This is a genomic window from Caulobacter segnis, assembly GCF_029543125.1.
Taxonomy (GTDB): Bacteria; Pseudomonadota; Alphaproteobacteria; order Caulobacterales; family Caulobacteraceae; genus Caulobacter; species Caulobacter segnis_D.
This window is the reverse complement of sequence record NZ_JARQWW010000002.1, coordinates 190,481-211,960: the sequence shown is the minus strand read 5'-3', so window position 1 is coordinate 211,960 and position 21,480 is coordinate 190,481. Positions and strand designations below refer to the sequence as shown.

23 protein-coding genes are annotated in these 21,480 nt (G+C 67.2%); 13 read left to right on the top strand and 10 right to left on the bottom strand.

Annotated features, from left to right (window positions below; all coding sequences use genetic code 11):
* Nucleotide 1: 1 nt before the first annotated feature.
* From P7B02_RS05790 to P7B02_RS05765, 6 genes are all read right to left on the bottom strand, one after another.
* Nucleotides 2-934, bottom strand: coding sequence for an acyl-ACP thioesterase (locus P7B02_RS05790; RefSeq protein WP_277785375.1), 933 nt, complete (start codon nucleotides 932-934; stop codon nucleotides 2-4).
* Between the two features lie 35 nt (nucleotides 935-969).
* Entirely contained in the window at nucleotides 970-1,449 is a 480-nt protein-coding gene (locus P7B02_RS05785) for a Fur family transcriptional regulator (protein WP_277785374.1), read from the bottom strand.
* 35 nt (nucleotides 1,450-1,484) lie between these two features.
* Complete coding sequence (locus tag P7B02_RS05780) at nucleotides 1,485-1,697, bottom strand: hypothetical protein (protein ID WP_277785373.1); 213 nt, start codon at nucleotides 1,695-1,697, stop codon at nucleotides 1,485-1,487.
* Between the two features lie 52 nt (nucleotides 1,698-1,749).
* Complete coding sequence (locus tag P7B02_RS05775; RefSeq protein ID WP_277785372.1) at nucleotides 1,750-2,520, bottom strand: acid phosphatase; 771 nt, start codon at nucleotides 2,518-2,520, stop codon at nucleotides 1,750-1,752.
* Nucleotides 2,521-2,578: 58 nt separating this feature from the next.
* Complete coding sequence (locus P7B02_RS05770) at nucleotides 2,579-3,631, bottom strand: 1,9-bis(guanidino)-5-aza-nonane synthase (RefSeq protein ID WP_277785371.1); 1,053 nt, start codon at nucleotides 3,629-3,631, stop codon at nucleotides 2,579-2,581.
* A 199-nt stretch (nucleotides 3,632-3,830) separates the two neighbouring features.
* Nucleotides 3,831-5,087, bottom strand: coding sequence for a type III PLP-dependent enzyme (locus P7B02_RS05765; protein WP_277785370.1), 1,257 nt, complete (start codon nucleotides 5,085-5,087; stop codon nucleotides 3,831-3,833).
* A gap of 202 nt (nucleotides 5,088-5,289) precedes the next feature.
* Here P7B02_RS05765 and phnC point away from each other — a divergent pair, with 202 nt between their 5' ends.
* From phnC to P7B02_RS05745, 4 genes are all read left to right on the top strand, one after another.
* Nucleotides 5,290-6,096 (top strand): phosphonate ABC transporter ATP-binding protein, encoded by an 807-nt coding sequence (phnC, locus tag P7B02_RS05760; RefSeq protein ID WP_277785369.1) that lies wholly within the window; start codon nucleotides 5,290-5,292, stop codon nucleotides 6,094-6,096.
* Complete coding sequence (gene phnD, locus P7B02_RS05755) at nucleotides 6,093-7,103, top strand: phosphate/phosphite/phosphonate ABC transporter substrate-binding protein (RefSeq protein WP_277785368.1); 1,011 nt, start codon at nucleotides 6,093-6,095, stop codon at nucleotides 7,101-7,103. Before phnC ends, phnD begins: the two co-directional genes overlap by 4 nt.
* A gap of 4 nt (nucleotides 7,104-7,107) precedes the next feature.
* Nucleotides 7,108-7,911, top strand: coding sequence for a phosphonate ABC transporter, permease protein PhnE (gene phnE, locus P7B02_RS05750; protein ID WP_277785367.1), 804 nt, complete (start codon nucleotides 7,108-7,110; stop codon nucleotides 7,909-7,911).
* Nucleotides 7,912-8,027: 116 nt separating this feature from the next.
* Nucleotides 8,028-9,323 carry a hemolysin family protein gene (locus P7B02_RS05745; protein WP_277785366.1) on the top strand — a complete coding sequence of 432 codons (1,296 nt, stop codon included), beginning with the start codon at nucleotides 8,028-8,030 and terminating at the stop codon, nucleotides 9,321-9,323.
* On the opposite strand, the gene P7B02_RS05740 is transcribed toward P7B02_RS05745, so the two are convergent.
* Nucleotides 9,320-10,435, bottom strand: a complete 1,116-nt coding sequence (locus P7B02_RS05740) for a glycosyltransferase family 4 protein (RefSeq protein ID WP_277785996.1) — start codon at nucleotides 10,433-10,435, stop codon at nucleotides 9,320-9,322. The genes P7B02_RS05745 and P7B02_RS05740 overlap by 4 nt on opposite strands.
* Nucleotides 10,435-11,256: a UDP-2,3-diacylglucosamine diphosphatase gene (locus P7B02_RS05735; protein ID WP_277785365.1), complete on the bottom strand. Its 822-nt coding sequence runs from the start codon at nucleotides 11,254-11,256 to the stop codon at nucleotides 10,435-10,437. The genes P7B02_RS05740 and P7B02_RS05735 overlap by 1 nt, the downstream gene beginning before the upstream one ends.
* 148 nt (nucleotides 11,257-11,404) lie before the next feature.
* Here P7B02_RS05735 and P7B02_RS05730 point away from each other — a divergent pair, with 148 nt between their 5' ends.
* Both P7B02_RS05730 and P7B02_RS05725 read left to right on the top strand, forming a co-directional pair.
* Complete coding sequence (locus P7B02_RS05730) at nucleotides 11,405-12,046, top strand: TetR/AcrR family transcriptional regulator (RefSeq protein ID WP_277785364.1); 642 nt, start codon at nucleotides 11,405-11,407, stop codon at nucleotides 12,044-12,046.
* A gap of 31 nt (nucleotides 12,047-12,077) precedes the next feature.
* A complete protein-coding gene (locus tag P7B02_RS05725) occupies nucleotides 12,078-13,070 on the top strand; it encodes an LLM class flavin-dependent oxidoreductase (RefSeq protein ID WP_277785363.1) in 993 nt (330 codons plus the stop codon).
* Here the strand turns inward: P7B02_RS05725 and P7B02_RS05720 are convergent.
* Complete coding sequence (locus P7B02_RS05720) at nucleotides 13,067-13,531, bottom strand: Lrp/AsnC family transcriptional regulator (RefSeq protein WP_277785362.1); 465 nt, start codon at nucleotides 13,529-13,531, stop codon at nucleotides 13,067-13,069. The genes P7B02_RS05725 and P7B02_RS05720 overlap by 4 nt on opposite strands.
* Before the next feature lie 122 nt (nucleotides 13,532-13,653).
* Here P7B02_RS05720 and P7B02_RS05715 point away from each other — a divergent pair, with 122 nt between their 5' ends.
* The 4 genes from P7B02_RS05715 (at nucleotide 13,654) to P7B02_RS05700 (ending at nucleotide 18,126) form a co-directional block, all read left to right on the top strand.
* Entirely contained in the window at nucleotides 13,654-13,911 is a 258-nt protein-coding gene (locus P7B02_RS05715) for a DUF6356 family protein (protein ID WP_277785361.1), read from the top strand.
* Nucleotides 13,908-14,927, top strand: coding sequence for a YeiH family protein (locus P7B02_RS05710; RefSeq protein WP_277785360.1), 1,020 nt, complete (start codon nucleotides 13,908-13,910; stop codon nucleotides 14,925-14,927). Before P7B02_RS05715 ends, P7B02_RS05710 begins: the two co-directional genes overlap by 4 nt.
* A gap of 94 nt (nucleotides 14,928-15,021) precedes the next feature.
* The gene (locus P7B02_RS05705) at nucleotides 15,022-16,425 is read left to right on the top strand and encodes an amino acid permease (RefSeq protein ID WP_277785359.1); all 1,404 of its coding nucleotides are present in this window, start codon (nucleotides 15,022-15,024) and stop codon (nucleotides 16,423-16,425) included.
* Nucleotides 16,426-16,560: 135 nt separating this feature from the next.
* On the top strand, nucleotides 16,561-18,126 hold the full coding sequence (locus P7B02_RS05700) for a globin-coupled sensor protein (RefSeq protein WP_277785358.1): 1,566 nt from the start codon (nucleotides 16,561-16,563) through the stop codon (nucleotides 18,124-18,126).
* 127 nt (nucleotides 18,127-18,253) lie between these two features.
* Here P7B02_RS05700 and P7B02_RS05695 read toward each other — a convergent pair whose 3' ends face one another.
* Entirely contained in the window at nucleotides 18,254-18,565 is a 312-nt protein-coding gene (locus tag P7B02_RS05695) for a hypothetical protein (protein WP_277785357.1), read from the bottom strand.
* Between the two features lie 274 nt (nucleotides 18,566-18,839).
* Here P7B02_RS05695 and P7B02_RS05690 point away from each other — a divergent pair, with 274 nt between their 5' ends.
* The 3 genes from P7B02_RS05690 to P7B02_RS05680 are packed head-to-tail and all read left to right on the top strand — an operon-like array spanning nucleotide 18,840 to nucleotide 21,466.
* On the top strand, nucleotides 18,840-20,813 hold the full coding sequence (locus P7B02_RS05690) for a methyl-accepting chemotaxis protein (RefSeq protein WP_277785356.1): 1,974 nt from the start codon (nucleotides 18,840-18,842) through the stop codon (nucleotides 20,811-20,813).
* A 5-nt stretch (nucleotides 20,814-20,818) separates the two neighbouring features.
* A complete protein-coding gene (locus P7B02_RS05685) occupies nucleotides 20,819-21,094 on the top strand; it encodes an STAS domain-containing protein (RefSeq protein WP_277785355.1) in 276 nt (91 codons plus the stop codon).
* A gap of 3 nt (nucleotides 21,095-21,097) precedes the next feature.
* Nucleotides 21,098-21,466 carry a response regulator gene (locus tag P7B02_RS05680; RefSeq protein WP_269715599.1) on the top strand — a complete coding sequence of 123 codons (369 nt, stop codon included), beginning with the start codon at nucleotides 21,098-21,100 and terminating at the stop codon, nucleotides 21,464-21,466.
* Nucleotides 21,467-21,480: the final 14 nt, after the last annotated feature.

The following is a 21,480-nucleotide window of genomic DNA, read 5'->3' as shown; positions in this document are numbered from 1 at the left end:
GCTAGCGGGCGAGACCCGGCGTCGACAGCTTGGCGACCGCGTCGCGCGCGGCGTCGGTGACGGCCACCAGCTTGCGGGCGTCCAGGTCGAAGGCGGCGACCACGGCCAGGGCCGAGCCCAGCGGCGCGCCGGTGTCCGGATCCAGCAGCCAGTGGATGACGCGGAAAGTCCGCGTCTCCGCGCCCAGCACGCCGGAACGCAGCTCGAACCTCTGACCCGCGCGCGGCCAGGCGGCGAAGGTCTGGTGCAGCTCCAGCACCGCCCCGCCGACGCGGGCGGGTTGCTGCTCCGCATGCTCGATGATCGCGGCCCGCGGCGCGCCGACCACGAAGGCGGCGCCGTCGGAGACGCGGCCGATATAGACCTCCGGCCGCATGCGGCCGAACACGTCGCAATCCTGCGGGCCGATGACGCCCAGGCCGATGCGGCCCAGGCCCAGTTCGTCCGCCGCCGCCAGGCTGGCTTGGCTTTCGAAGGGCGCGATATCGATGCTGCGGGGGCGGGCGGCCTCGGGGACCTCCACGCGCAGGGCGTCGACCTTGGCCAGGGCCGCCGCCGGCCAGGGGAAGGGCTCGCCCAGTCGGGTGGTGTGGCTGACGCCGATCTGGAAGGTGGCCGCGGGCGTCCCGTCCACATGGCGCATGATCAGCACCAGCCGCGCCTCGGTCTCGCCCAGTTCGACGACCCCGCCCTCGATGGACAGCAGAGTTCCGGCATGCGCCTCGCGCAGGAAGCGGACGTGGATGTCGCGGACGATCAGGGTGGCGTTGGTGTTGGCGGTGAAGGCGCCGGGCATGCCCATGGCGGCGGCCAGACCGGCGACGCCCTCCATGGCCTTGGCGACGTAGAAGCGCACGTTCATGTGCCCCATCTCGTCGCATTCCCAGGTGTTGACGCCGCCGCGCCAGACCTCGATCCCCGTCTGCACGCTCACGGCTTCACCCCCGATTTATTTTCGTTGTCTTGCGCTCAGGCGCGGCAGGCCGCGCACATGCCGTGCGCTTCAATGGTCACGGTGCTGATGCTGTAGCCGGCCGCGGCGCCCGCCGCCTCGATGGCGCTGCCCACGGCGGGATCGACCTCCTGGGTTACGCCGCAGCAGTCGCAGATCAGGAAGGCCGCCGCATGCACCGCCTCGCCATGCTTGCAGGCGACGTAGGCGTTCAGGCTTTCGATGCGGTGGGCGAAGCCCAGCTTCTCCAGGAACTCCAGGGCGCGATAGACGGTGGGCGGCTTGGCGGCCTGGCCGTCGGTCCCGAAGGCGCCGATCAGATCATAGGCCTTCACCGGCTGACCGGCCTCCAGCAGCAGCTCCAGAACGCGCCGGCGCGGCGGGGTCAGGCGCTGGTCGGCGCGGCCGCAGCGGGCTTCGGCGGCCGACAGCTCCGCCGCCAGTGATCGGCCCGATAGGCCGGGGTGTTCGTGCTCGTGAGCGCATCCCATGCCCATCAGGTAGAACGCAGGCCGCTCCTGCGCAAGCGACGCTAGCGGCGCTTGCCTTCGGCGGGATCGCTGTCTGGGCCACGGAAGCTGCGGTTTTCCGTGGTTTCCGTAGCGTCGCCGCCGTCGGGACCGGCGGTCTTCTGCTCGTGCTTGCCGATCTGATCGGTCTTCTTGTCGGAGACGAGGCCGGAACGTTCGCCTAGGGGTTGGGCGGCGTTCTGCTTGCGGCCTTCGCTTTGCGGCTGTTCGGACATGGGAAGCCTCCTTCGTGTGGAGGGACAATCTCCGCGCCGCCTGGTTGTTCCGTCAGAAGGGCGGCTTTGCGATCAGGGCCGCCTCGGTCTCGCACGCTGCGGCATCCGGCGCGGGCGTGGTGGCGCGGGCCTTGGCGACCTCGGCGCGGGCGGCGTCCATGTCCTTGCGGAACGCCGTCTCTCCGTGCAGGCGGGCGACCAGGGCGCTGCCGGTGATGCGGGCCGCCTCGATGGCGCTGGCGTTGTGGACGCCGCAGACGATGCGGCTTTCGCCGAAGGCGCGGCCGCGCTGCAGGATCTGGCTGGCCCGCTCCGGCGCGGCCTCCGCCAGGATCAGGCTGGCGGTCCAGCCGAGGGTCCCGTGGCCGGAGGGATAGTCCGGGCTCTTCTTGAGGGCGTCTGTCTTGGGCAGGCAGATCTCGCCTTCGTCGATCAGGAACGGCCGCTGTCGCTGGTACAGCGTCTTGGCCGCGCGCACGGCGGCGTCCAGGTCCGGCTCGATGCGGTGCATGATCTTCACCAGGGTCGGCGTGGTCTTCTCGTCCGGCGTGAAGCCCACGGCGCAGGCGAAGGCGCCCATCAGCCCCTCGTAGTGGTCGTCCTTCAGGGCCAGGGCCCAGCGCGGCCCGTCCTTCAGCGAGCGGGTCGACAGGAAGATGGTCCGGTCGGCCTCATAGCGGGTCGTTCCGGCGACCGGGGCGGGGGGCACGATGATGGTGGTGTCGAGCGGCGTCGGCAGATAGCCCTTGGGCTCTTCCTTGGCCGGGGCCGCGACAGCCGTTCCGGCGGTCAGAAGCAGGGCGGCGGCGAGTACGAAGCGCATAACAAAAAATCCCCCGGAACGGTGTTCCGGGGGACCATTGTCACAAAAGCTTCGCGGATCAATCCTTGCCGAACAGCTTGGCCCAGCGCGGCTTGGTGCGGGCCTTCCAGGCGCCGCGGTGATAGGCGTCCGAACCGATCAGCGGCACGACCGTGGTGGCTTCGGCGAAGACCATCTGTTCGTAGGTGGTCGAGACCTTGCCCCAGGACGCGGCTTCCTTGAGCGTCGAGGACGAGCAGGCGCCGTCGCGCACGTCGGCCACGGTGATCTGCACCGCATACTTGTGCATGTCGGCTTCCACGCCGAGGATTTCGGCGCAGACCACGGTGTCCTGGGCGAAGTTCTTCGGCACGCCGCCGCCGACCATGAACAGGCCTGTGGTGCCCGCCGCGATCTTGATGTCGGTCAGTTCGCGGAAGTCCGCCACGGCGTCGATCATCAGGTACGGCTTACCCTCGGCGATCCGCTCCTTCTGGTGCTTCACCAGACCGAAGCCGGCCGAGCTGTCCACGAAGGCCGGGCAGAAGATCGGCACGCCTTCTTCATAGGCGGTCTGGATCAGCGAGCCGGGCTTCTTGGCGTTGCCTTCCGACAGCCACTTGCCCATCTCCCAGATGAACTCGCGCGAGGAATAGCCGCGCGGCTCCAGGCGGTTGCAGATCTCCAGAATCGTGTGATCGCAGGCCTGCAGCTCTTCTTCGTCGATGTAGGTGTCGTAGATGCGGTCGATGTAGTTGTCGCGCAGGATGTTGTCGTCCACCGGACCAGCCGCTTGGTAGTGCTTGAAGCCGAGGGCTTCGAAGAAGTCCATGTCGACGATCGAGGCGCCGGTCGCCACAATCGCGTCGATCATGCCGAACTTCACCATGTCACGGTAGACGTGCATGCAGCCGCCCGCCGAGGTGGAGCCGGCCAGGATCAGCCACGGCGAGCAGTCCTTGTCTTCCAGCGCCATGTTGAAGATGTCGGCGGCGCGGGCGGTGTCGCGCGACGAGAACGACATCTTGCGCATGGAGTCGATGATCGGCCGGGCGTCGAAGGACGTCATGTCGACGTGCTCGACGGTCTTCTGAAGCAGTTCAGCCTTGGTGTTCGGAACGGGAGCGTTCATGGCCAGAGGATCCTCTGAAAGTGAGCGCCCGTCGTGACCCGCTGACACGCCGGGACGGAGCGACCGGCGAGGGGTGTTTCTATAGGGGCGGCTATATAGACGGTTTGCGATATTTTTTAAGCGCTTCCGTCCAACGCCCCAAAAGCGAAAAGGGCGAAGCTCTCACTTCGCCCTTCCGCACTTCGTCAGATCAGGCGTCTCAGCGCTTGCGGCGCTGCTTGCGGCCGCCCTTGGGGCGGGACAGGCGGACCACGTTGGTCTCCGACTTGGCGGCCGGGGTCGGGATCGACCGACGGGCCAGACCGAACATCGAAGCCATCGGCGCGTCCTCGACAATGGCGCTGTCGCTGTCGCCGTAGCCGTTGAACCGGGTCGCCATGGCGACGCCATAGGCGCCGAGCATGCCGATCTCGATGTAGTCGCCCTCGTTCACGCTCTCGGGCAGGTAGAACGGCCCGGGCATGTGGTCGATGGAGTCGCAGGTCGGGCCATAGAAGCGGAACGGCTTCAGCTCACCTTCCGGCTCGCCGGAGCCGTCAGCCTGGTACGACTTGACCGGGAACGGCCACTTGAAGTGGGCCGCGTCGAACATCGAGCCGTACGAGCCGTCGTTCAGATAGAGCGCGTCGCCCTTCTTCAGCTCGACCTTGACCAGCAGCGACGAGGCTTCAGCCACGAGGGCCCGACCGGGTTCGCACCACAGCTCGGTGGTCTCGTGGACCATCATCTCGGCGAAGCCGCGGTCGATGGAGGCCAGGTACTCGCTCATGTCCGGCGGAACCATGCCCGGATAGACCGAGGGGAAGCCGCCGCCCACGTCGACCACGTCGGCGAACACGCCGGCGCGGACAAGGGCGCGCGAGGCCTGGGCCATCGCAGCCTGATAGGCGGTGGGGCGCATGCACTGCGAGCCCACGTGGAACGACACGCCCATCAGGTCCTGCGTCGCTTGGCGCGCGGCCAGGAGCAGGGCGGGAGCCTGATGCAGATCGACGCCGAACTTGCCCGACAGCGAGTAGGACGCGCCTTCCGCCGCCACGCCGAGGCGGACGATCAGATTGAGGTCCTTCGCGCCGCCCGTGGCCTCGAGAATCTTCTCGAGCTCCTCATGGGTGTCGAGGGAGAAGGTCCGCACGCCGTGGTCGTGATAGGCCGCCGCGATGGCGCGACGGCTCTTCACCGGGTGCATGAACGCCATGCGCGAACCCGGCGCGTGCTCCGCCACCAGCTCGATCTCGGGGACCGACGCCACATCGAACGACTTCACGCCGGCGGCCGCGAGTTCACGGATCACCCACGGCGAAGGATTGGCCTTCACCGCATAAAAGACGTCGCCTTTAAAATTCGTCTGGAACCAGCGCGCCGCTACAGCCACCGCGTCCGGTCGCGCCAGGGCGACAGGACGTTCCGGAGACCGCTCACGGACCAGGTCCAGGGGCTTATGGTACGTGTGCAATTCACGTAACCCCCATTGATTGTTGAACCCAGGCCGGCGTTAGCAGCGCTTGTTAGGACTTCGGGTCCGCCGGAGCCGTGCGAAATAGGGAAATCGGACCCCTGTGTAAAGACCCTTGTTGACGAACGCCGCCCCACGTCACAAAGGCGTCTTGTCCCTCCTTCATCAAAGGGGGCGTTTCGTGACAGGTGAAAACCCTTCCATGACCGCCAAAGAGCCCTCCGGCGCCGTTCTTTCGATACGCCAGGCCGCCAAGACCTTCGGCGCGCGCAAAGCCCTCGGCGGGGTTTCGCTCGACGTGGCCAAGGGCGAGATGATCGCCCTGATCGGGCCCTCGGGCTCAGGCAAGTCGACCCTGCTGCGCTCGATCAGCGGCCTGCAGACCATCGACGCCGGCGAAGGCCGCATCGAGGCGTTCGGCGCGAAGATCCAGGCGAAGGGCAAGGTCGCCGACGACGTGCGCCACACGCGCATCCGCATCGGGTTCATCTTCCAGCAATTCAATCTGGTGGGCCGGCTGAGCCTGTTCACCAATGTGGTGCTCGGCTCGCTCGGGCGCATCAACTTCTGGCGCGGCCTGCTCGGCCGCTGGCCGGCCGAGACGCAGAACGCCGCCATGGCCGCCCTGGCCCGCGTGGGTGTCGCGGACTACGCCGCCCAGCGCGCCAACACCCTGTCCGGCGGCCAGCAGCAGCGCGGCGCCATCGCCCGCGCCCTGGTTCAGAAGGCCAAGATCATTCTGGCCGACGAGCCGGTCGCCTCGCTCGACCCCGTCTCCGCCCGCAAGGTCATGGAGCTGCTCCGCGACCTGAACAAGACGGACGGCCTCACCGTCGTCGTCACTCTGCACCAGGTCGACTACGCCCTGCGCTACTGCGACCGCGTGGTCGCTCTCAAAGCGGGTCAGAAGGTCTATGACGGACCGGCGTCCGGTCTCGACCGCAAGACCCTTATCGACATCTACGGCCCGGAATTCGAAGACGTGTTCTGGGAAGGAGCTCCGCAATGATCCGCCGCAGCATCCTCGCTGGCGCCGCCGCCCTCGCCCTGTTCGGCCTCGCCGGCTGCGGCAAGCCCGATCCGGGCGCTGGCGGTCCGACGACGGTCAACTTCTCGATCCTGGCGGTCGAGAACGCCCAAGGCCTGCAGACCGAGTGGGGACCCATCCTCGCCGACATGGAGAAGGCCACCGGCTACAAGATCAAGCCGTTCTTCCAGTCGAACTACACCTCGCTGATCGAGGCCATGCGCTTCAAGCAGACCGACGTGGCCTGGTTCTCCAACCAGTCGGGGTTGGAGGCGGTGCGCCGCTCCAACGGCGAAGTCTTCGCCCGCACCTTCGATCCGTCGGGCGCTGACGGCTACAAGTCGGTGCTGATCGTGCCGGCCTCCAGCAAGACCACGCTGGAAGACGTGCTGAAGTGCGACAAGAGTCTCGACTTCGGCATCGGCGACGCCAAGTCCACCTCGGGGACCCTGGCGCCGATGACCTATCTGTTCTCGCCCAAGGGCATCAAGCCGGAGCGCTGCTTCAAGACCGTGCGCGCCGCCAATCACCAGGCCAACCTCTTCGCCGTCGGCAAGGGCGTGCTGGACGTGGCCACCAACAACTCCACCTCGATCCGACTGAACCGCGAGCGCGGTGAAAGCGCCGCCAACCAGATCCGCGTGATCTGGGAGTCGCCACGCCTGCCGGAAGACCCGATCGTCTGGCGCAAGGATCTTGATCCGGCGGTGAAGGAGAAGGTGCGGCAGTTCATGCTGACCTACGGCAAGGGTACGGGCCCGGACGCCGAGCGCCAGCGCGCCAACCTCGCCAAGCTGTCCATCGGCGGCTTCCTGCCTGCCGACAACACGCACCTGATCCCGGTCCGCGAAATGGAGGCCACCGGCGCCCTAGCGGCGGCGGAGAACGACAAGGACGCGGCCAAGATCGCCGAGGCCAGGAAGACGCTGGAAGCCGTGCGCGCCGAACGCGCTGCGCTCGAAGCCAAGACCGGCAAGCCGGCGGAATAAGCGGATGAGCGCCGTCGACACCGCCAGCCTGAAGCCGCCCGTCCGCGCCTTCTCGGATCGTCTCTTCGACTATCTGGTCTGGGGCGGGATTCTGGCCCTGCTGATCATCAGTTTCGGCCCGGCCGAGATGAAGAAGCTGCCGCTGCTGTTCTCCAACTCGGACAACATGCGCCAGTTCGGGGCGGAGTTCCTGAACCCCGACTTCACCCAGTGGAAGCTTTACGTCGCCCAGATGTGGCTGACGATCCAGATCGCCCTGTGGGGCACCGGGATCGCGGTCCTGGTCGCCGTGCCGCTGGGCCTGGCGGGCGCGCGCAACATCTCGCCGCCGTGGATCCGCCATCCGGTCCGCCGCCTGATGGACGTGCTCCGCTCGGTGCCGGACCTCGTTATCGGCACGGTGTTTATCGTGGCCGTGGGCCTTGGCCCGTTCGCCGGCGTCATGGCCCTGGCGCTCAACACGGGCGGCGTGCTCGGCAAACTGTTCTCGGAAGCGGTCGAGTCCATCGACAAGGGCCCGGTCGAGGGCGTCCGCGCCACCGGCGCCGCGCCCCTGCAGGAGATTGTCTGGGGCGTCATCCCGCAGGTGGCGCCGCTGTGGACCTCCTACGCGCTCTACCGCTTCGAATCGAACAGCCGCGCGGCCACCGTGCTGGGTCTGATCGGCGCCGGCGGCATCGGCCAGGTGCTGTTCGACAATCTGAACAGCTTCTCCTACTCGAACGTCGCCGCCATCGCGCTGGTGATCGTCATCGCGGTGTCCCTGATCGACCTGCTGTCGCAGGCGATCCGCGGCCGTTTGCTGTAACGCCTTCAATAATTGCGGGCCTTGCGTTTATAGTGGCGCAAGGCTCGCCCGCGCCCTGAAAACAAGTCGGGTCCGTCCGCCGCTCCTGGCCGGATGTCGCTCTGCCTTCAGAGGCCATGATCTTACTCGCTATCGCGATCGTCCTTTTCCTCGTTCTGTTGAACGGGGTTTTCGCCATGTCTGAACTCGCGGTGGTCTCCGCCCGCCGCGCCCGCCTCCAGACACTGGCCGACCGCGGCGACAAGGGGGCCAAGCTGGCCCTGGCCATGGCCGAGAACCCGACGCGGTTCCTCTCGGCCGTGCAGGTGGGCATCACCCTGATCGGCATCCTGGCCGGCGCCTACGGCCAGGCGACCATCGCCGGGGCCTTCGATGTGTGGCTGGAGCAGTTCCCGCCGCTGCGCCCCTATTCCGAGATCATCGCCACCGGGGTGGTGGTCGTGGCCATCACCTATGTCTCGCTGATCTTCGGCGAATTGGTGCCCAAGCGTCTGGCCCTGATTCACCCCGAACCCATCGCCCGCCGCATGGCGCCGTCCCTGGCGATCATGGCCTCGATCCTGCGTCCCTTCGTGACCCTGCTGACCTCGTCGACCGCGGGCGTGCTGCGCCTGATGGGCGTGCGGGACGAGCGCACCAACAACATCACCTCCGAAGAGGTGGAGACCGTCCTCGCCGAGGGCGCTGACGCCGGCCTGATCGAGCCCGAAGAGCGCTCGATGATCCAGGAGGTCCTGCGCCTGGGCGACCGTCCTGTGCGGGTGGCCATGACGCCGCGCCGCGACATCTTCTGGGTCTCGCTGGCCGACACCCAGGCCGAGACCCTGGCCGAGATCCGTCAGTGCAACTATTCGCGCATCGTCGTGGCCCATGGCTCCGACCTGGACGGCGACGTGGGCGTGGTTCTGAAGAAGGACCTCGCCGACGCCCTGCTGGCGGGCGGCAAGCTCGACATCGGCTCGCTGGTGCAGCAGCCGGTGGCCATTCCGGAAAGCATGTCCCTGCTGCGCGCCCTGGCCCTGTTCAAGAGCACGCCGCTGCACCTAGCGTTGGTGGTGGACGAGTTCGGCTCCCTGCAAGGGGTCATCACGCCCCTGGACCTGCTGGAGATGATCGCCGGCGACTTCCCCGAAGCGCACGACGACGACGACGGCCGCATGATCCGCCGCGAGGACGGCTCATGGCTGGTGGATGGCCGTCTGGGCCTGGAGGAGCTCAACGAAGCCCTGGGCGAGCAGTTCGAGGTCGAGGGCGACTACCACACCGTGGCAGGTCTGGTGCTCGACCGCCTGGGGCGGATTCCGCAGGAGGGCGAGGTCCTGGGCCTCGGCGCCTTCGATGTGGAGGTCGTCGATATGGACGGCTCGCGGATCGACAAGCTGATCCTGCGGACGGCCAAGCCGAAGAGCTAGGCCACCGCCTTGCTGGCGGTCCCGCGGCGCAGCCGCGCGAGCCGCCGCAGCCGCCGCCAGAAGCGGGTCTTCTCCGGCTCCGGATAGGGCTGAAGATTCTGCAGGAACTCCTCGGCGCAAGCGCGCCAAGAGTACTTCTCGGCGAACTTCCGCACCGCCTTGCGGTCCAGCTCCAGGCAGTCGAGGCAGGCTTGGCGCAGATCGCCGTCGAAGCCTTCGGCCAGCACGCCCGCGCCCGAGCCCGGAATGATGTCGATGGGGCCGGGGGCGGAGAAGGCGGCCACCGGCACGCCGGCGGCCATGGCCTCCAGAATCACCAGGCCGAAGGTGTCGGTCAGGGACGGGAAGACGAAGACGTCGGCGCAGGCGAAGGCCTGGGCCAGTTCGTCGCCGAACTTGGCGCCGGTGAACACCACGTCGGGATATTGCTCGGCCAGCTCCTCACGCAGGGGGCCGTCGCCGACGATCACCTTGGTGCCGGGCAGGTCGAGAGCCGCGAAGGCCTCGATGTTCTTCTCGACCGCCACGCGGCCGACGTTCAGGAAGATCGGTCGGGCCAGACCCTCGAACACGTCCGGCTCGCCCTTCTTGCGCGGGCGGAAGACATCCACGTCCACGCCGCGGGACCAGGGCGAGATGTTGCGGAAACCGTGGGTCACCAGCTCGTCGCGCATGGTGGGCGTCGCCACCATCAGGCGGCCCGACGGCTTGTGGAACCAGCGCATGTAGGCGTAGCCCGCGCCCAGGGCCAAGGGCTGGGGCAGGGGCAGGCGGGCCGAGACGTATTCCGGAAACCGCGTGTGATAGCTGGTGGTGAAGGGCAGCCGCCATTCCAGGCAGATGCGACGCGCCGCCAGGCCGATCGGCCCTTCGGTGGCGATGTGGATCGCCTCCGGCTCGAACGACTTGAACTTCTCCTGCACCGGCTCATAGGCCCCCAGAGCCAGCTTGATCTCTGGATAGGTGGGCATGGGGACGGTGGGGAACTGGTCGGGGCTCACCACCTCGACCTCGTGACCCATGGCCTTCAGCTCCGCCATGACGCGGGTCAGGGTGCGAACGACGCCGTTGACCTGCGGCTCCCAGGCGTCGGTGGCGAGCAGTATTCTCATCAGGCCGCGATAGTCTCCGGGACCGGCGACAGGGGCGTGCGCGGCGTCTTGCGGTCGATCATCGACCATGAACGCTCTTTAGCCCACTCAAGAATCTCCATGCGGCCGTCCGCGTGCTCCACGAGCGCGGTGCAGCTTTCGACCCAGTCGCCGTCGTTGATGTATTGGATGCCGTCGATGTCGCGCATCTCGGCCTTGTGGATGTGGCCGCAGATCACGCCATCGACCCCGCGCCGCCGGGCTTCCTCGGCGACGGCGGCTTCGAAGTTCTCGATGAACTGCAGCGCGTTCTTCACCTTGACCTTCAGGTAGGCCGACAAGCTCCAATAGCCGAGCCCCATCCGCCTTCTGAGGCGATTTGCGACGGTGTTCAGCATCAAAATGGTCCTATATGACCAATCGCCGACAAAGGCGAGCCACCTAGCGTGCTGCACCACCCCGTCGAACTCGTCGCCGTGGACAACCAGGAAGCGCTTGCCGTCGGCCGCCTCGTGGATGGCTTCGCGCTGGACCACCACCCCGCCGAAGTGGACGCCGCAGAAGTCGCGCACCCCTTCGTCGTGATTGCCGGGCACGTAGATCACCTCGCAGCCCTTGCGGGCCATGCGCAGGATTTTCTGCACCACGTCGTTGTGGGACTGCGGCCAGTGCCAGCCGCTGCGCAGCTTCCAGCCGTCGATGATGTCGCCGACCAGATAGAGTTTCTCGCACTCGATGTTCTTGATGAAATCGAGAAGCAGCTCCGCCTGGCAGCCGCGCGTGCCCAGGTGGATGTCGGAAATAAAAACGCTGCGGTACTGACGGACTTGCTCGACACTCATGGCCCAAAGCCCCCATCCGGATAAATGGGACGCCGATTAGGCTGATTGCATGTCGCGTCCGTGACAGCCGCCTGTTGAGGAGGCAGGCGCGCCCTTGCGCCGCAAGGGCTGTTGCAGTGCGAAAGGCGGGGCTCTATGGCAGGGAATCATGGACGCTGATCAAGTCGCGCTTCGTCCCGCCAAGGACACGCCCAAGTCGCTGAAGACGCGGGCGCGCATTCTCGACCGTGCGATGAACCTCATCGCCGAGATCGGCTATCATGCCGCAACCAATGCCGCGATCGCCGAGGCGTCCGGTCTGACGCGCGGCGCAATGCTCTATCACTTCCCCACCCGCGAGGCGTTGGTGGAGGCGGCGGTCGTGCATATCCACACCGAACGCACCCGCCTGTTCGAGGCCGCCAGCCGCACCCTGCCGGCTGGCGGGGACGTGACCGAGCACGCCATCGACACCTATTGGGAGCTGCTGCACACCAAGCCGTTTATCGCCTTCCAGGAGATGGAGGCCGCCGGCCGCACCGAACCGGCCGTTGCCGAGCTGGTGGCCAAGGCCCAGGCGGAGTTCGACCGCGCCCAGGCCGGCGACCACTTCATGAAGATGCTGCACGCCGGCGCCGGCCCGCGCTTCCAGGCCAGCCGCGACCTCGCCCGCTTCATGCTGGAGGGGCTAGCCCGCGCCAAGCTGACCTATGACGGCGACGCCCGGGTCGAGCGGCTGCTCAAGGTGATCAAGCGCGCCACGCACATGCTGAACCGCAAGGGCGGCGTTCAGGATCTCTGGGTGGACTGAAACTTCCGCCAGCCCTTCCTATATGCCGAGGATGATCCCGTTCTCGGTCCTCGACCTCTCCCCCATCGTCGAAGGCGGCGACGCCGCCCAGTCGTTCCGCAACAGCCTGGATCTGGCCCGTCACGCCGAGGCGTGGGGTTATGAGCGTTTCTGGCTGGCGGAGCACCATTCCATGCCCGGCGTGGCCAGCGCGGCGACTGCCGTGGTCATCGGCCATGTGGCGGCGGGGACCAAGACCATTCGTGTCGGGGCGGGGGGCATCATGCTGCCCAACCACGCGCCCCTGGTGATCGCCGAGCAGTTCGGCACCCTGGCTTCGCTGTTTCCTGGCCGCATCGACTTGGGCCTTGGCCGCGCGCCGGGCTCGGACCAGGCCACGGCGCGAGCCTTGCGCCGCAACCTGATGGGCGACGTCGACTCGTTCCCCAACGACGTGCTCGAGCTGATGAACTACTTCCAGCCTGCCCAGGAAGGGCGGCCGGTGATCGCCGTGCCGGGCGAGGGGCTGGACGTCCCGGTCTGGATGCTGGGCTCCAGCACCTATGGCGCGCAGCTGGCGGCCATGCTGGGCCTGCCCTACGCCTTCGCCTCGCACTTCGCCCCGGCGGAGCTGATGACCGCGATCGACCTCTATCGCCGCAATTTCCGCCCCTCGGCCCAGCTCGACGCGCCCTATGTCATGGCCGGGGTGAACATCTTCGCCGCCGAGACAGACGCCGAGGCGCGTTTCCTGAGCAGCTCGATGCAGCAGGCCTTCGTCAATCTGCGCCGCGGCCGGCCGGGCAAGTTCCAACCGCCCGTCGACGGCTACGAGGAAAGCCTCACCGACATGGAGCGCGCGACCCTGCGCCAGATCACCAGTTGCTCCTTCGTCGGCTCGAAGGAGACGGTGAGGGAAGGGCTGTCGGGCTTCCTGCAACGCACCGGCGTCGACGAGATCATCGTCGCCTGCCAGATGTTCGATCACGCCGCCCGCCTGCGCTCCTACGAGATCGCCGCCGAGGTGCGGAAGGCACTCGCCTAGGCGGTATGCACCGGCAGGGCGGTGGTGAACTTGATCTGCTCCATGGCGAAGGACGATGAGACGTCCGACAGCGGGGCGGTGGCGATCAGCCGTTTGTAGAAGCGGTCATAGGCGGCGATGTCCTTGACGATCACCTTCATCAGATAGTCGACCTCGCCGCTCATCCGGTACAGCTCGACCACCTCCGGCAGGCCGCGCGCGCCGGTGGCGAAGGCCTCCAGCCATTCCTCGTCGTGCCGGTTGGTGCGGATGGCTACGAACACCGTCAGGCCCAGGCCCAGGGCGTCGCGGTCCAGCAGGGCCACGCGCTTGGTGATGACCCCCGCGTCCTGCAGCCGCTTTACGCGCTTCCAGCACGGCGTCTGCGACAGGCCCACCCGTTCCGCCAGCTCGGCGATGGGCGTGGTGGCGTCTTCCTGGAGAATCGCCATCAGGCGGCGGTCGATGGTGTCGAAGTCCATTTTCTCCGGACTCGATCATATGGAGAATGATGTTCTCCAGATTAACCGGATGGAAAGCTTATCGGCAATGCGTTTTCTCCGGATCCGCGCGACGATTCCCTGAACTTCAGGGAGCCGCAGCGATGATCGAGTCCTTCACCCGTCATCCCGCCCAGGTGGGCGAGACCTACGGCGGCCACATGAGGACCGCCTTCGGCTTCGGCTTCGCCATGATCGGCGCCGGTCTCGCCTGCGTCCTGCACGGCCTCTTCCCGTTCATGTTCACCACCACGGGCAGCCGCTGCGTCCAGCGGCTTCACGACCGGATGAGCCGCCGCAACGCCGTCGCCCATTCTCACGGCGCCGCGCCGCTAAAGGCCGTCGCGGACGCCGAAAGGTGAGCCTGCCCAGCCTGGCGGACAGGTCCTCACCGGCCGCCTGGTTCGGTCCCGGCCTGATCGCCGCCGGCCTCATCGCCTTCATCGCCCAAGCCGCCGCGCCCCTGACCCACATGCCGGCTCCGCTGCTGGCCGTGGCGCTGGGCCTGTCGCTGGGCGCGGCCAATCTCGGCTCCATGCTCGCTCCCGGCCTTAGCCTGTGGTCCAAGCCCGGCCTGCGCCTGGGCGTCGCCCTGATGGGCGCCCAGATCACCTTCGCGGAAATGGCCGCCCTGGGCGCCCCCGCCCTGATCGCGGGGGGAGCCATCGTGCTGGCCGGCGTGGCGGCGGGCAGCGGCCTGGGCGTGCTGCTAGGCCTGCCCCTGGCGGAAGCCGCCATCGCCGCCTGCGCGGTGTCCATCTGCGGCGCCTCCGCGGCCTTGGCGGCGGCTCAGGCCGCGCCCTCCACGCCGCAGATCCAGCGGACCACGGCCTTCGTCGTGGTCGGGGTGAACATCCTGTCGACCGTGGCTATGCTGCTCTACCCGCTGCTAGCCCATGGGTTGGGGTTCAGCGCGCACCAGGCGGGCGTGTTCTTCGGCCTCTCCATCCATGACGTGGCCCAGGTGGCCGGGGCGGGGCAGTCGGTCTCGCAGGAAGCGGCGGACGCCGCCGCCCTGTCGAAGCTGGCGCGGGTGCTCTGGCTGGGGCCGGCGGTGGTGTTGGTTGGCCTGTTCCTGGCCCGCTTCGCCGCCGCGCCCGTGGGTGAGCGGCCGGCCTTGAAGGCCCCGCCGCTGTTCGTCTGGGGTTTCGCCGCCCTTGTGCTGGCGCGGGGGCTTCACCTGTTGCCGCAACCGCTGGTCGAAGCCATGGCGGCGGTGTCCAAGATCCTGCTGCTGGGCGGGGTGGCCGCCATCTCCGCTCAGATCGGGCCCAAGGCCTTGCTCGGTGTGCAGCCGCGTCTGGCGGCGGCCCTGGTTGGCACGACGGCGCTCGTCGGTCTGGCCGCGTTGCTCGCCGCCGCCTTCCTCGTGGCCTGACTAAAATTGCACACCGCCTCCGCGCAAGGAGGCTTTGCCATTTCGGCCCGAGCACGCCATGGTCCGCGCCAAATTAAGAGGGGCGCCCCCAGAAATGAGCTTCATCACACGCCGCAAATCCATCGACGCGCTCGCCGCGGTGGATGCGCAACATCGTCTGACCCCGACCCTGAGCTGGCCGCACCTGGTGGCCCTGGGCGTCGGCGCCATCGTCGGCACGGGCATCTACACCCTGACCGGCATCGGCGCGGGCCTGGCCGGTCCCGCCGTCATCCTGTCCTTCGCCATCGCCGGCGCGATCTGCGCCTGCGCGGCGCTCTGCTACGCCGAGATGGCGACCCTGATCCCCGCTTCCGGCAGCGCCTACACCTACAGCTACTCCGTCATGGGCGAGCTGGTGGCCTGGGTCGTGGGGTGGAGCCTGATCCTGGAATACACTGTCGTCTGCTCGGCCGTGGCCGTGGGCTGGTCGGCGCATGTGCAGCCCTTCCTGTCGGGCGTCGGTTTCCCGGCCCAGCTGATGGCTGGCCCTCATGCGGGCGGCGTCATCAACCTGCCGGCGGTGTTCATCTGCTTCGTGGTGGCGGGCCTGCTGTCGGCCGGCACCAAGGAAAGCGCCGTGATCAACATGGTGCTGGTGGCGATCAAGATCGTCGCCCTGGCCGCGTTCGTGGCGATCACCTTGCCGACGTTTGACGCCAGCCACTTCACGCCGTTCATGCCGAACGGCTTCTCGGGCCAGACCAACGGGACCGAGAAGATCGGCGTCATGGCCGCCGCGGCCCTGATCTTCTTCGCCTTCTACGGCTTCGACGCGGTGTCGACCGCGGCGGAAGAGACCAAGAACCCGAAGCGTGACCTGACCATCGGCATCGTCGGCTCGATGCTGGCCTGCACGGCGATCTACATGCTGGTCGCCGCCGTCGCCATCGGCGCCAGCCGGGCCGAGGTGTTCTCCCAGAGCGAGGCCCCGCTGGTCTTCATCCTGGAGACCCTGGGCCAGCCCAGCGTCGCCAAGGTCGTGGCCGCCGCCGCTGTCATCGCCCTGCCCACCGTGATCATGGCCTTCATGTACGGCCAGAGCCGCATCTTCTTTGTCATGGCGCGTGACGGCCTGCTGCCGCGCGCCCTGGCCAGCGTGAACAAGAAGACCGGCACCCCGGTCGTCATGACCATGCTGACCGGCGCCATCGCCGCGGCCATCGCCGGCTTCTTCCCGCTGAAGGAGATCGCTGAACTGGCCAACGCCGGCACGCTGGCGGCCTTCATCGCGGTGGCCCTGTCGGTGATCATCCTGCGCCGTCGTGAGCCGAACCGCCCGCGGGTGTTCAAGACCCCGCTGTGGTTCATCGTGGCCCCGGCCGCGATCCTTGGCTGCCTCTACCTGTTCTGGAGCCTGCCGGCCTCGACGCAAGTCCGCTTCCTGATCTGGAACGCGATCGGGGTTGTCGTCTATCTGCTCTACAGCCGCCGCGCGAGCTTGCTCGCCAAGGCCTGATCTGGTCGGCCCTCCTCTCGCGTTGAGGAGGGCCGACCCCGTAGCAAATCAGGGGTTTGGGAACATGGTTAAGGCCTGAGTAAGGATTTCATTTGAGTTTCGGATGACTCAAATCAAGCCTTCCAAGGACCTGACGTGGCCGACGCCCAAGCCATCGCCGAACGCACTCGTTTCATCGGTCTGGACCCGAAGGCGCGTTCCGCTCTGCGCTCCCTGGCGCCGGTCATCCAAGCCGAAATCGGCAACGCTCTGGACCAGTTCTATGATCGCTTGCGGCAGGAGCCGCACACCAAGTCGTTCTTCCGCGACGACGCCCATATCGACGGCGCCAAGCGGCTGCAGGCGGCCCACTGGTCGAAGATCGCCGCCGCCGATTTCGATGAGCACTACGTCAAGGACGCCACCCGGGTCGGCCAGACCCACGCCCGCATCGGGCTGGAGCCGCGCTGGTACATCGGCGGCTACTCGCTGATCGCCGAGCAACTGCTGCGCAGGGCCATCAAGAGCCGCTGGCCCAAGGGCCTGTTCGGCTCGAAACCCGCCCAGGCGGACGCCACGGCAGACGCCATGGGCGCTCTGGTCAAGGCGGTGATGCTCGACATGGAGCTGGGCATCTCCACCTATATGGCGGCCATCAACGAAGAACGTCGCCAACACGAAGAGGCCCGTCAGAAGGCCGAGCAGCAGCAGGCCGTGGTGGTGGAGGCCTTGGGCGAGGCCTTGGCCATGTTGGCCGCCGGCGATCTGGTCGGCCGGCTGTCCACCGACTTCTCGCCGGAATTCCAGAAGCTGAAGGACGATTACAACAACGCCGTCGGCTCTTTGGGTGAAGCCATGGGCGGTGTCGGCCGCTCGGCCCAGGGCATCCGCTCCGGCGTCGACCAGATCGCCCAGGCCCTCGAGGATCTGTCCCGCCGCACGGAAAGCCAGGCCGCCAGCCTGGAAGAAACAGCCGCCGCCCTCGAGCAGGTGACCGCTACGGTGAAGCGCAGCGCCGCTGCCGCCAACGAAGCCGCGGCCGTCGTCGGCGCCACCAAGGGCGAGGCCGAGCGCTCGGGCGAGGTCGTGCAGCAGGCCGTCTCCGCTATGGGCGAGATCGAGGCCTCCTCCCGCCAGATCGGCAGCATCATCGGCGTCATCGATGAGATTGCCTTCCAGACAAACCTGTTGGCGCTGAACGCCGGGGTGGAAGCCGCGCGGGCGGGTGAAGCGGGCAAGGGCTTCGCGGTGGTCGCCTCGGAAGTGCGGGCCCTGGCCCAGCGGTCGGCGGACGCCGCCAAGGAGATCAAAACCCTGATCTCCTCCAGCAGCCAGCAGGTCGAGGCGGGCGTGGACCTTGTCGGCCAGACCGGCGAAGCCCTTCAGCGCATCGTCGGCCGCGTGGATGAGATCGACGGCCTGGTGGGGGAGATCGCCGCCTCCGCCCAGGAACAGGCCTCAGGCCTCAACCAGGTCAACATGGCCGTGGGCCAGATGGATCAGGTGACGCAGCAGAACGCGGCCATGGTGGAGCGCTCCAGCACCTCCAGCCGCACGCTGCGCAGCGAGGCGGCCGACCTGACGGCCTTGATCGGGAAGTTCAGCCTTTCCGGTGTCGCCCATCGTCCGATGGTGGCCGATCCGGCGTTGCATGCGCCGGCCCGCAACAGCGTGGCCGAACAGCGGGCCCGCTTGGCGGCGTTCGCCCGTCCAGGGCGCTGAGGGGCGTCGAGTAAGCTTAAAAAGAGCGGTTAACGCGAACAGCCGCCCACGGTGTGTGGGCGGCTGCTGGCCGTTCTCCGGGAGAACGGCGTCACCAAATCAGGTGCTTACGCTTACGCGGTCAGGCTTACGCGCCGCCCGGGAAGCGGAACGGAACCTTCACGGCGCCGGTCTTGCCGGCCATCGGCAGCTTTTCGGCGATGCAGACGGCGGCCTTGTCGAAGCCCTTGCCAGCAGCGCTGTCCGAGACGACCTTGCAGGCCGACAGCTTGCCGCCGTCAGCGTTGCATTCCAGCATGACCTGGGCGGCGTCACGCGTGTTGGCGTGCTTGGCCAGGCATGCGCCCATGGCTTCTTCAAAGCCGCCGGCGGCGAGGGTCGACTGAGCGACAAAGAGGCTCGCAACCAGTCCGGCGGCGATAGCGATCGGATACTTCATCCCGCTTGCTCCTGATGTGGGGGAAAGAACTAAACCAGGAGGCCGTTCTAGGAGGCGTGGGTTAAAAGTTCCTGAGTCGGGTCGGCAATAATCGCCTGTTCCTGCATTTTTTGCCGGGAGGTCGCCCGGATAACTTTTGATGACTTTATACAGGCGCGAAAGCCTTGAAAAAAACAGGTGCGGCAAGTGAGCATCTGTTAACGATATCTCCCGATTATCCCTCACCATGCTGTAGGGCGCGAAAGAACTGTCGCGTCGTTGAGGGGATCTACCGATGAAGCGTTTCCGGCTCGTCGACTTGCCTTTGATCGTCAAGATGGGCTTCGCGCCCGCTTTCGCTCTTCTTATGCTGGCCGTTCTGGCGACTGGCTCCATCGTGGTTCAGCGCCAACAATCGGCGGCGCTGCAGCAGGTGGTCGCCGTGGACATGCGCGACAACCTGCGCATCCAGCAACTGACCAAGCGGATCGAGGCGGTCCACGGCGAACTCTATCTCGCCCTGACGCACGCGGCCGGCCAGATCGAAGTCGATCAGGTGGCGAACCGCATGAACCACATCCTCGCCGAGATGGACGCGATCAAGAAGGATCTCACTGAGCTCCAGAAGAACGCCGATCCCGCGCAGAAGGGCGACTACGCCAAGCTGATCAAGGCGATCGACGAATGCCGCAGCGCCATCGACGTGGTGAGCGGCATGATTGGCGTGGACTTCGGCACGGCCGTCGGCTTCGTGGCTCCCTTCGAGGAAGAGTACAAGAAGATGACCGGCATGCTGGACAAGGTCGTCCAGCAGGAGAACGCCCAGACCGCCGCCCGCGCTGAAGCCGCGCAGAAGGAAGCGGCCCAGGCTCAGCTGATCAGCATCATCGGCAGCATCATCACCGTGCTCGCCGTGGCCGGTCTGGCCCTGGTCTCGGTGCTCGCCACCCGACGCGCTATCAATGACATCGCCCGCGCCACCGAAACCCTGGCCAAGGGTGACAACAGCATCGACATCGACCGTCTCGCCCGTAAGGACGAGCTGGGCGCCATCGTCGGCTCGCTGGGCGTCTTCAAGCAGAACCAGCTGAACCTGGAGCAGATGCGCAGTGAGCAGGAAGCGGCCCGCGCCCTGACCGACGAAGAGCGCGCCGCCAACGAACGCTCGGCCGCGGAAGCCGCCAAGGTCGCCGCCACCGTGGTGTCGGAACTGGCCTCGGGCCTGGAGAAGCTGGCTTCGGGCGACCTGACCTACCGCGTCACCGCCGACTTCCCGGGCGACTACCGCAAGCTGAAGGACGACTTCAACGGCGCCATCACCCAGATGCAGGAAACCATGAAGGTCATCGCGGCCTCCACGGACGGCCTGCGCACCGGCGCCGACGAAATCGCCCACGCCTCCGACGACCTGTCGCGCCGCACCGAGCAGCAGGCTGCCTCTCTGGAGCAGACCGCCGCCGCCCTCGACGAGCTGACCGCCACCGTCAAGCGCACCGCCTCGGGCGCCAAGCAAGCCTCGGACGTGGTCTCTACGGCCCGCGGTGAAGCCCAGCACTCGGGCGAGGTCGTCCGCCAGGCGGTGTCGGCCATGGGCGAGATCGAGAACTCCTCGCGCCAGATCGGCAACATCATCGGTGTGATCGACGAGATCGCCTTCCAGACCAACCTGCTGGCTCTGAACGCCGGCGTGGAAGCCGCCCGGGCCGGTGAAGCCGGCAAGGGCTTCGCGGTCGTCGCCTCGGAAGTGCGGGCCCTGGCCCAGCGCTCCGCCGAAGCGGCCAAGGAGATCAAGGCGCTGATCTCGTCCTCGTCGCAGCAGGTCGGTTCGGGCGTGAGCCTGGTCGGCCAGACCGGTGAGGCCCTGCAGCGCATCGTCTCCAAGGTCGGCGAGATCGACGCCCTGGTCACCGAAATCGCGGCCTCGGCCGACGAACAGGCGACCGGCCTCCAAGAGGTGAACACCGCCGTCAATCAGATGGACCAGGTCACCCAGCAGAACGCCGCCATGGTGGAGGAATCCACCGCCGCCACCCACTCGCTGAAGGGCGAGACGGGCGAGCTGGTGCGCCTGATGAGCCGCTTCCGCGTCGGCGAGGGGGCTCCCGCCATCTCGTCGCGTCCGACCATGGCCGACCCGGCCACGCATGCCCCGGCCCGCAACCCGGTCGCCGAGCAACGCGCCAAGCTCAACTCCTTCGCCCGCCCGGGCGTGTCCGGGGCCAACGCCCTGGCCGCCGCGCCGGCTGAGGACGGCTGGGAAGAGTTCTGAGCCCTATGGCCCAGATGACCCTTCCCGAGACCATGGATCTCAAGGCTGCGGCTGGATTGAAGGCTTCGATCCTGGCCCAGCGGGGCTCGCCTCTGGAGCTGGACGCCTCGGGCGTCCGGCGTCTGGGCGGGCTCTGCCTGCAGGTGCTCATGGCGGCTGCGTCAACCTGGCGCACCGACGGACAGAGCTTTTCGTTAACCAACCCCTCTGAATCTTTCGCTGAAGCTATTCGCCTGTTCGGCGCCGATGCGGCGCTCGGAACGGCAATTCATGGAGCCTAAGACGTGACCACGCGTACGATCCTGACGGTCGATGACTCCCGCACCATGCGGGACATGCTGCGGATGGCGCTCGCCAGCGCGGGCTTCAACGTGGTCGAGGCCGTCGACGGCGAGCATGGTCTCGAAGTCTTGTCGGCCCACAAGCCCGACGTGATCATCACGGACATCAACATGCCGAAGCTGGACGGCTTCGGCTTCATCGAGGCCGTGCGGGTGGATGACAGCCACCGCGCCACCCCGATCCTGGTCCTGACCACCGAAAGCGACCCCGCCAAGAAGGAGCGCGCCCGTGCGGCCGGCGCCACGGGCTGGATCGTGAAGCCTTTCAATCCCGACAAACTGGTCGAAGCCATCCGCCGGGTCGCGGCTTAAGCAACGAAAGTTCG

Coding starts and splice junctions, on each gene's coding strand:
- P7B02_RS05785 (WP_277785374.1), bottom strand. CDS start 1,449: ATGGGCATGGGATGCGCTCACGAGCACGAACACCCCGGCCTATCGGGC.
- P7B02_RS05780 (WP_277785373.1), bottom strand. CDS start 1,697: ATGTCCGAACAGCCGCAAAGCGAAGGCCGCAAGCAGAACGCCGCCCAA.
- P7B02_RS05775 (WP_277785372.1), bottom strand. CDS start 2,520: ATGCGCTTCGTACTCGCCGCCGCCCTGCTTCTGACCGCCGGAACGGCT.
- P7B02_RS05770 (WP_277785371.1), bottom strand. CDS start 3,631: ATGAACGCTCCCGTTCCGAACACCAAGGCTGAACTGCTTCAGAAGACC.
- phnC (WP_277785369.1), top strand. CDS start 5,290: ATGACCGCCAAAGAGCCCTCCGGCGCCGTTCTTTCGATACGCCAGGCC.
- phnD (WP_277785368.1), top strand. CDS start 6,093: ATGATCCGCCGCAGCATCCTCGCTGGCGCCGCCGCCCTCGCCCTGTTC.
- phnE (WP_277785367.1), top strand. CDS start 7,108: ATGAGCGCCGTCGACACCGCCAGCCTGAAGCCGCCCGTCCGCGCCTTC.
- P7B02_RS05745 (WP_277785366.1), top strand. CDS start 8,028: ATGATCTTACTCGCTATCGCGATCGTCCTTTTCCTCGTTCTGTTGAAC.
- P7B02_RS05740 (WP_277785996.1), bottom strand. CDS start 10,435: ATGAGAATACTGCTCGCCACCGACGCCTGGGAGCCGCAGGTCAACGGC.
- P7B02_RS05735 (WP_277785365.1), bottom strand. CDS start 11,256: ATGAGTGTCGAGCAAGTCCGTCAGTACCGCAGCGTTTTTATTTCCGAC.
- P7B02_RS05730 (WP_277785364.1), top strand. CDS start 11,405: ATGGACGCTGATCAAGTCGCGCTTCGTCCCGCCAAGGACACGCCCAAG.
- P7B02_RS05725 (WP_277785363.1), top strand. CDS start 12,078: ATGATCCCGTTCTCGGTCCTCGACCTCTCCCCCATCGTCGAAGGCGGC.
- P7B02_RS05720 (WP_277785362.1), bottom strand. CDS start 13,531: ATGGACTTCGACACCATCGACCGCCGCCTGATGGCGATTCTCCAGGAA.
- P7B02_RS05715 (WP_277785361.1), top strand. CDS start 13,654: ATGATCGAGTCCTTCACCCGTCATCCCGCCCAGGTGGGCGAGACCTAC.
- P7B02_RS05705 (WP_277785359.1), top strand. CDS start 15,022: ATGAGCTTCATCACACGCCGCAAATCCATCGACGCGCTCGCCGCGGTG.
- P7B02_RS05695 (WP_277785357.1), bottom strand. CDS start 18,565: ATGAAGTATCCGATCGCTATCGCCGCCGGACTGGTTGCGAGCCTCTTT.
- P7B02_RS05690 (WP_277785356.1), top strand. CDS start 18,840: ATGAAGCGTTTCCGGCTCGTCGACTTGCCTTTGATCGTCAAGATGGGC.
- P7B02_RS05685 (WP_277785355.1), top strand. CDS start 20,819: ATGGCCCAGATGACCCTTCCCGAGACCATGGATCTCAAGGCTGCGGCT.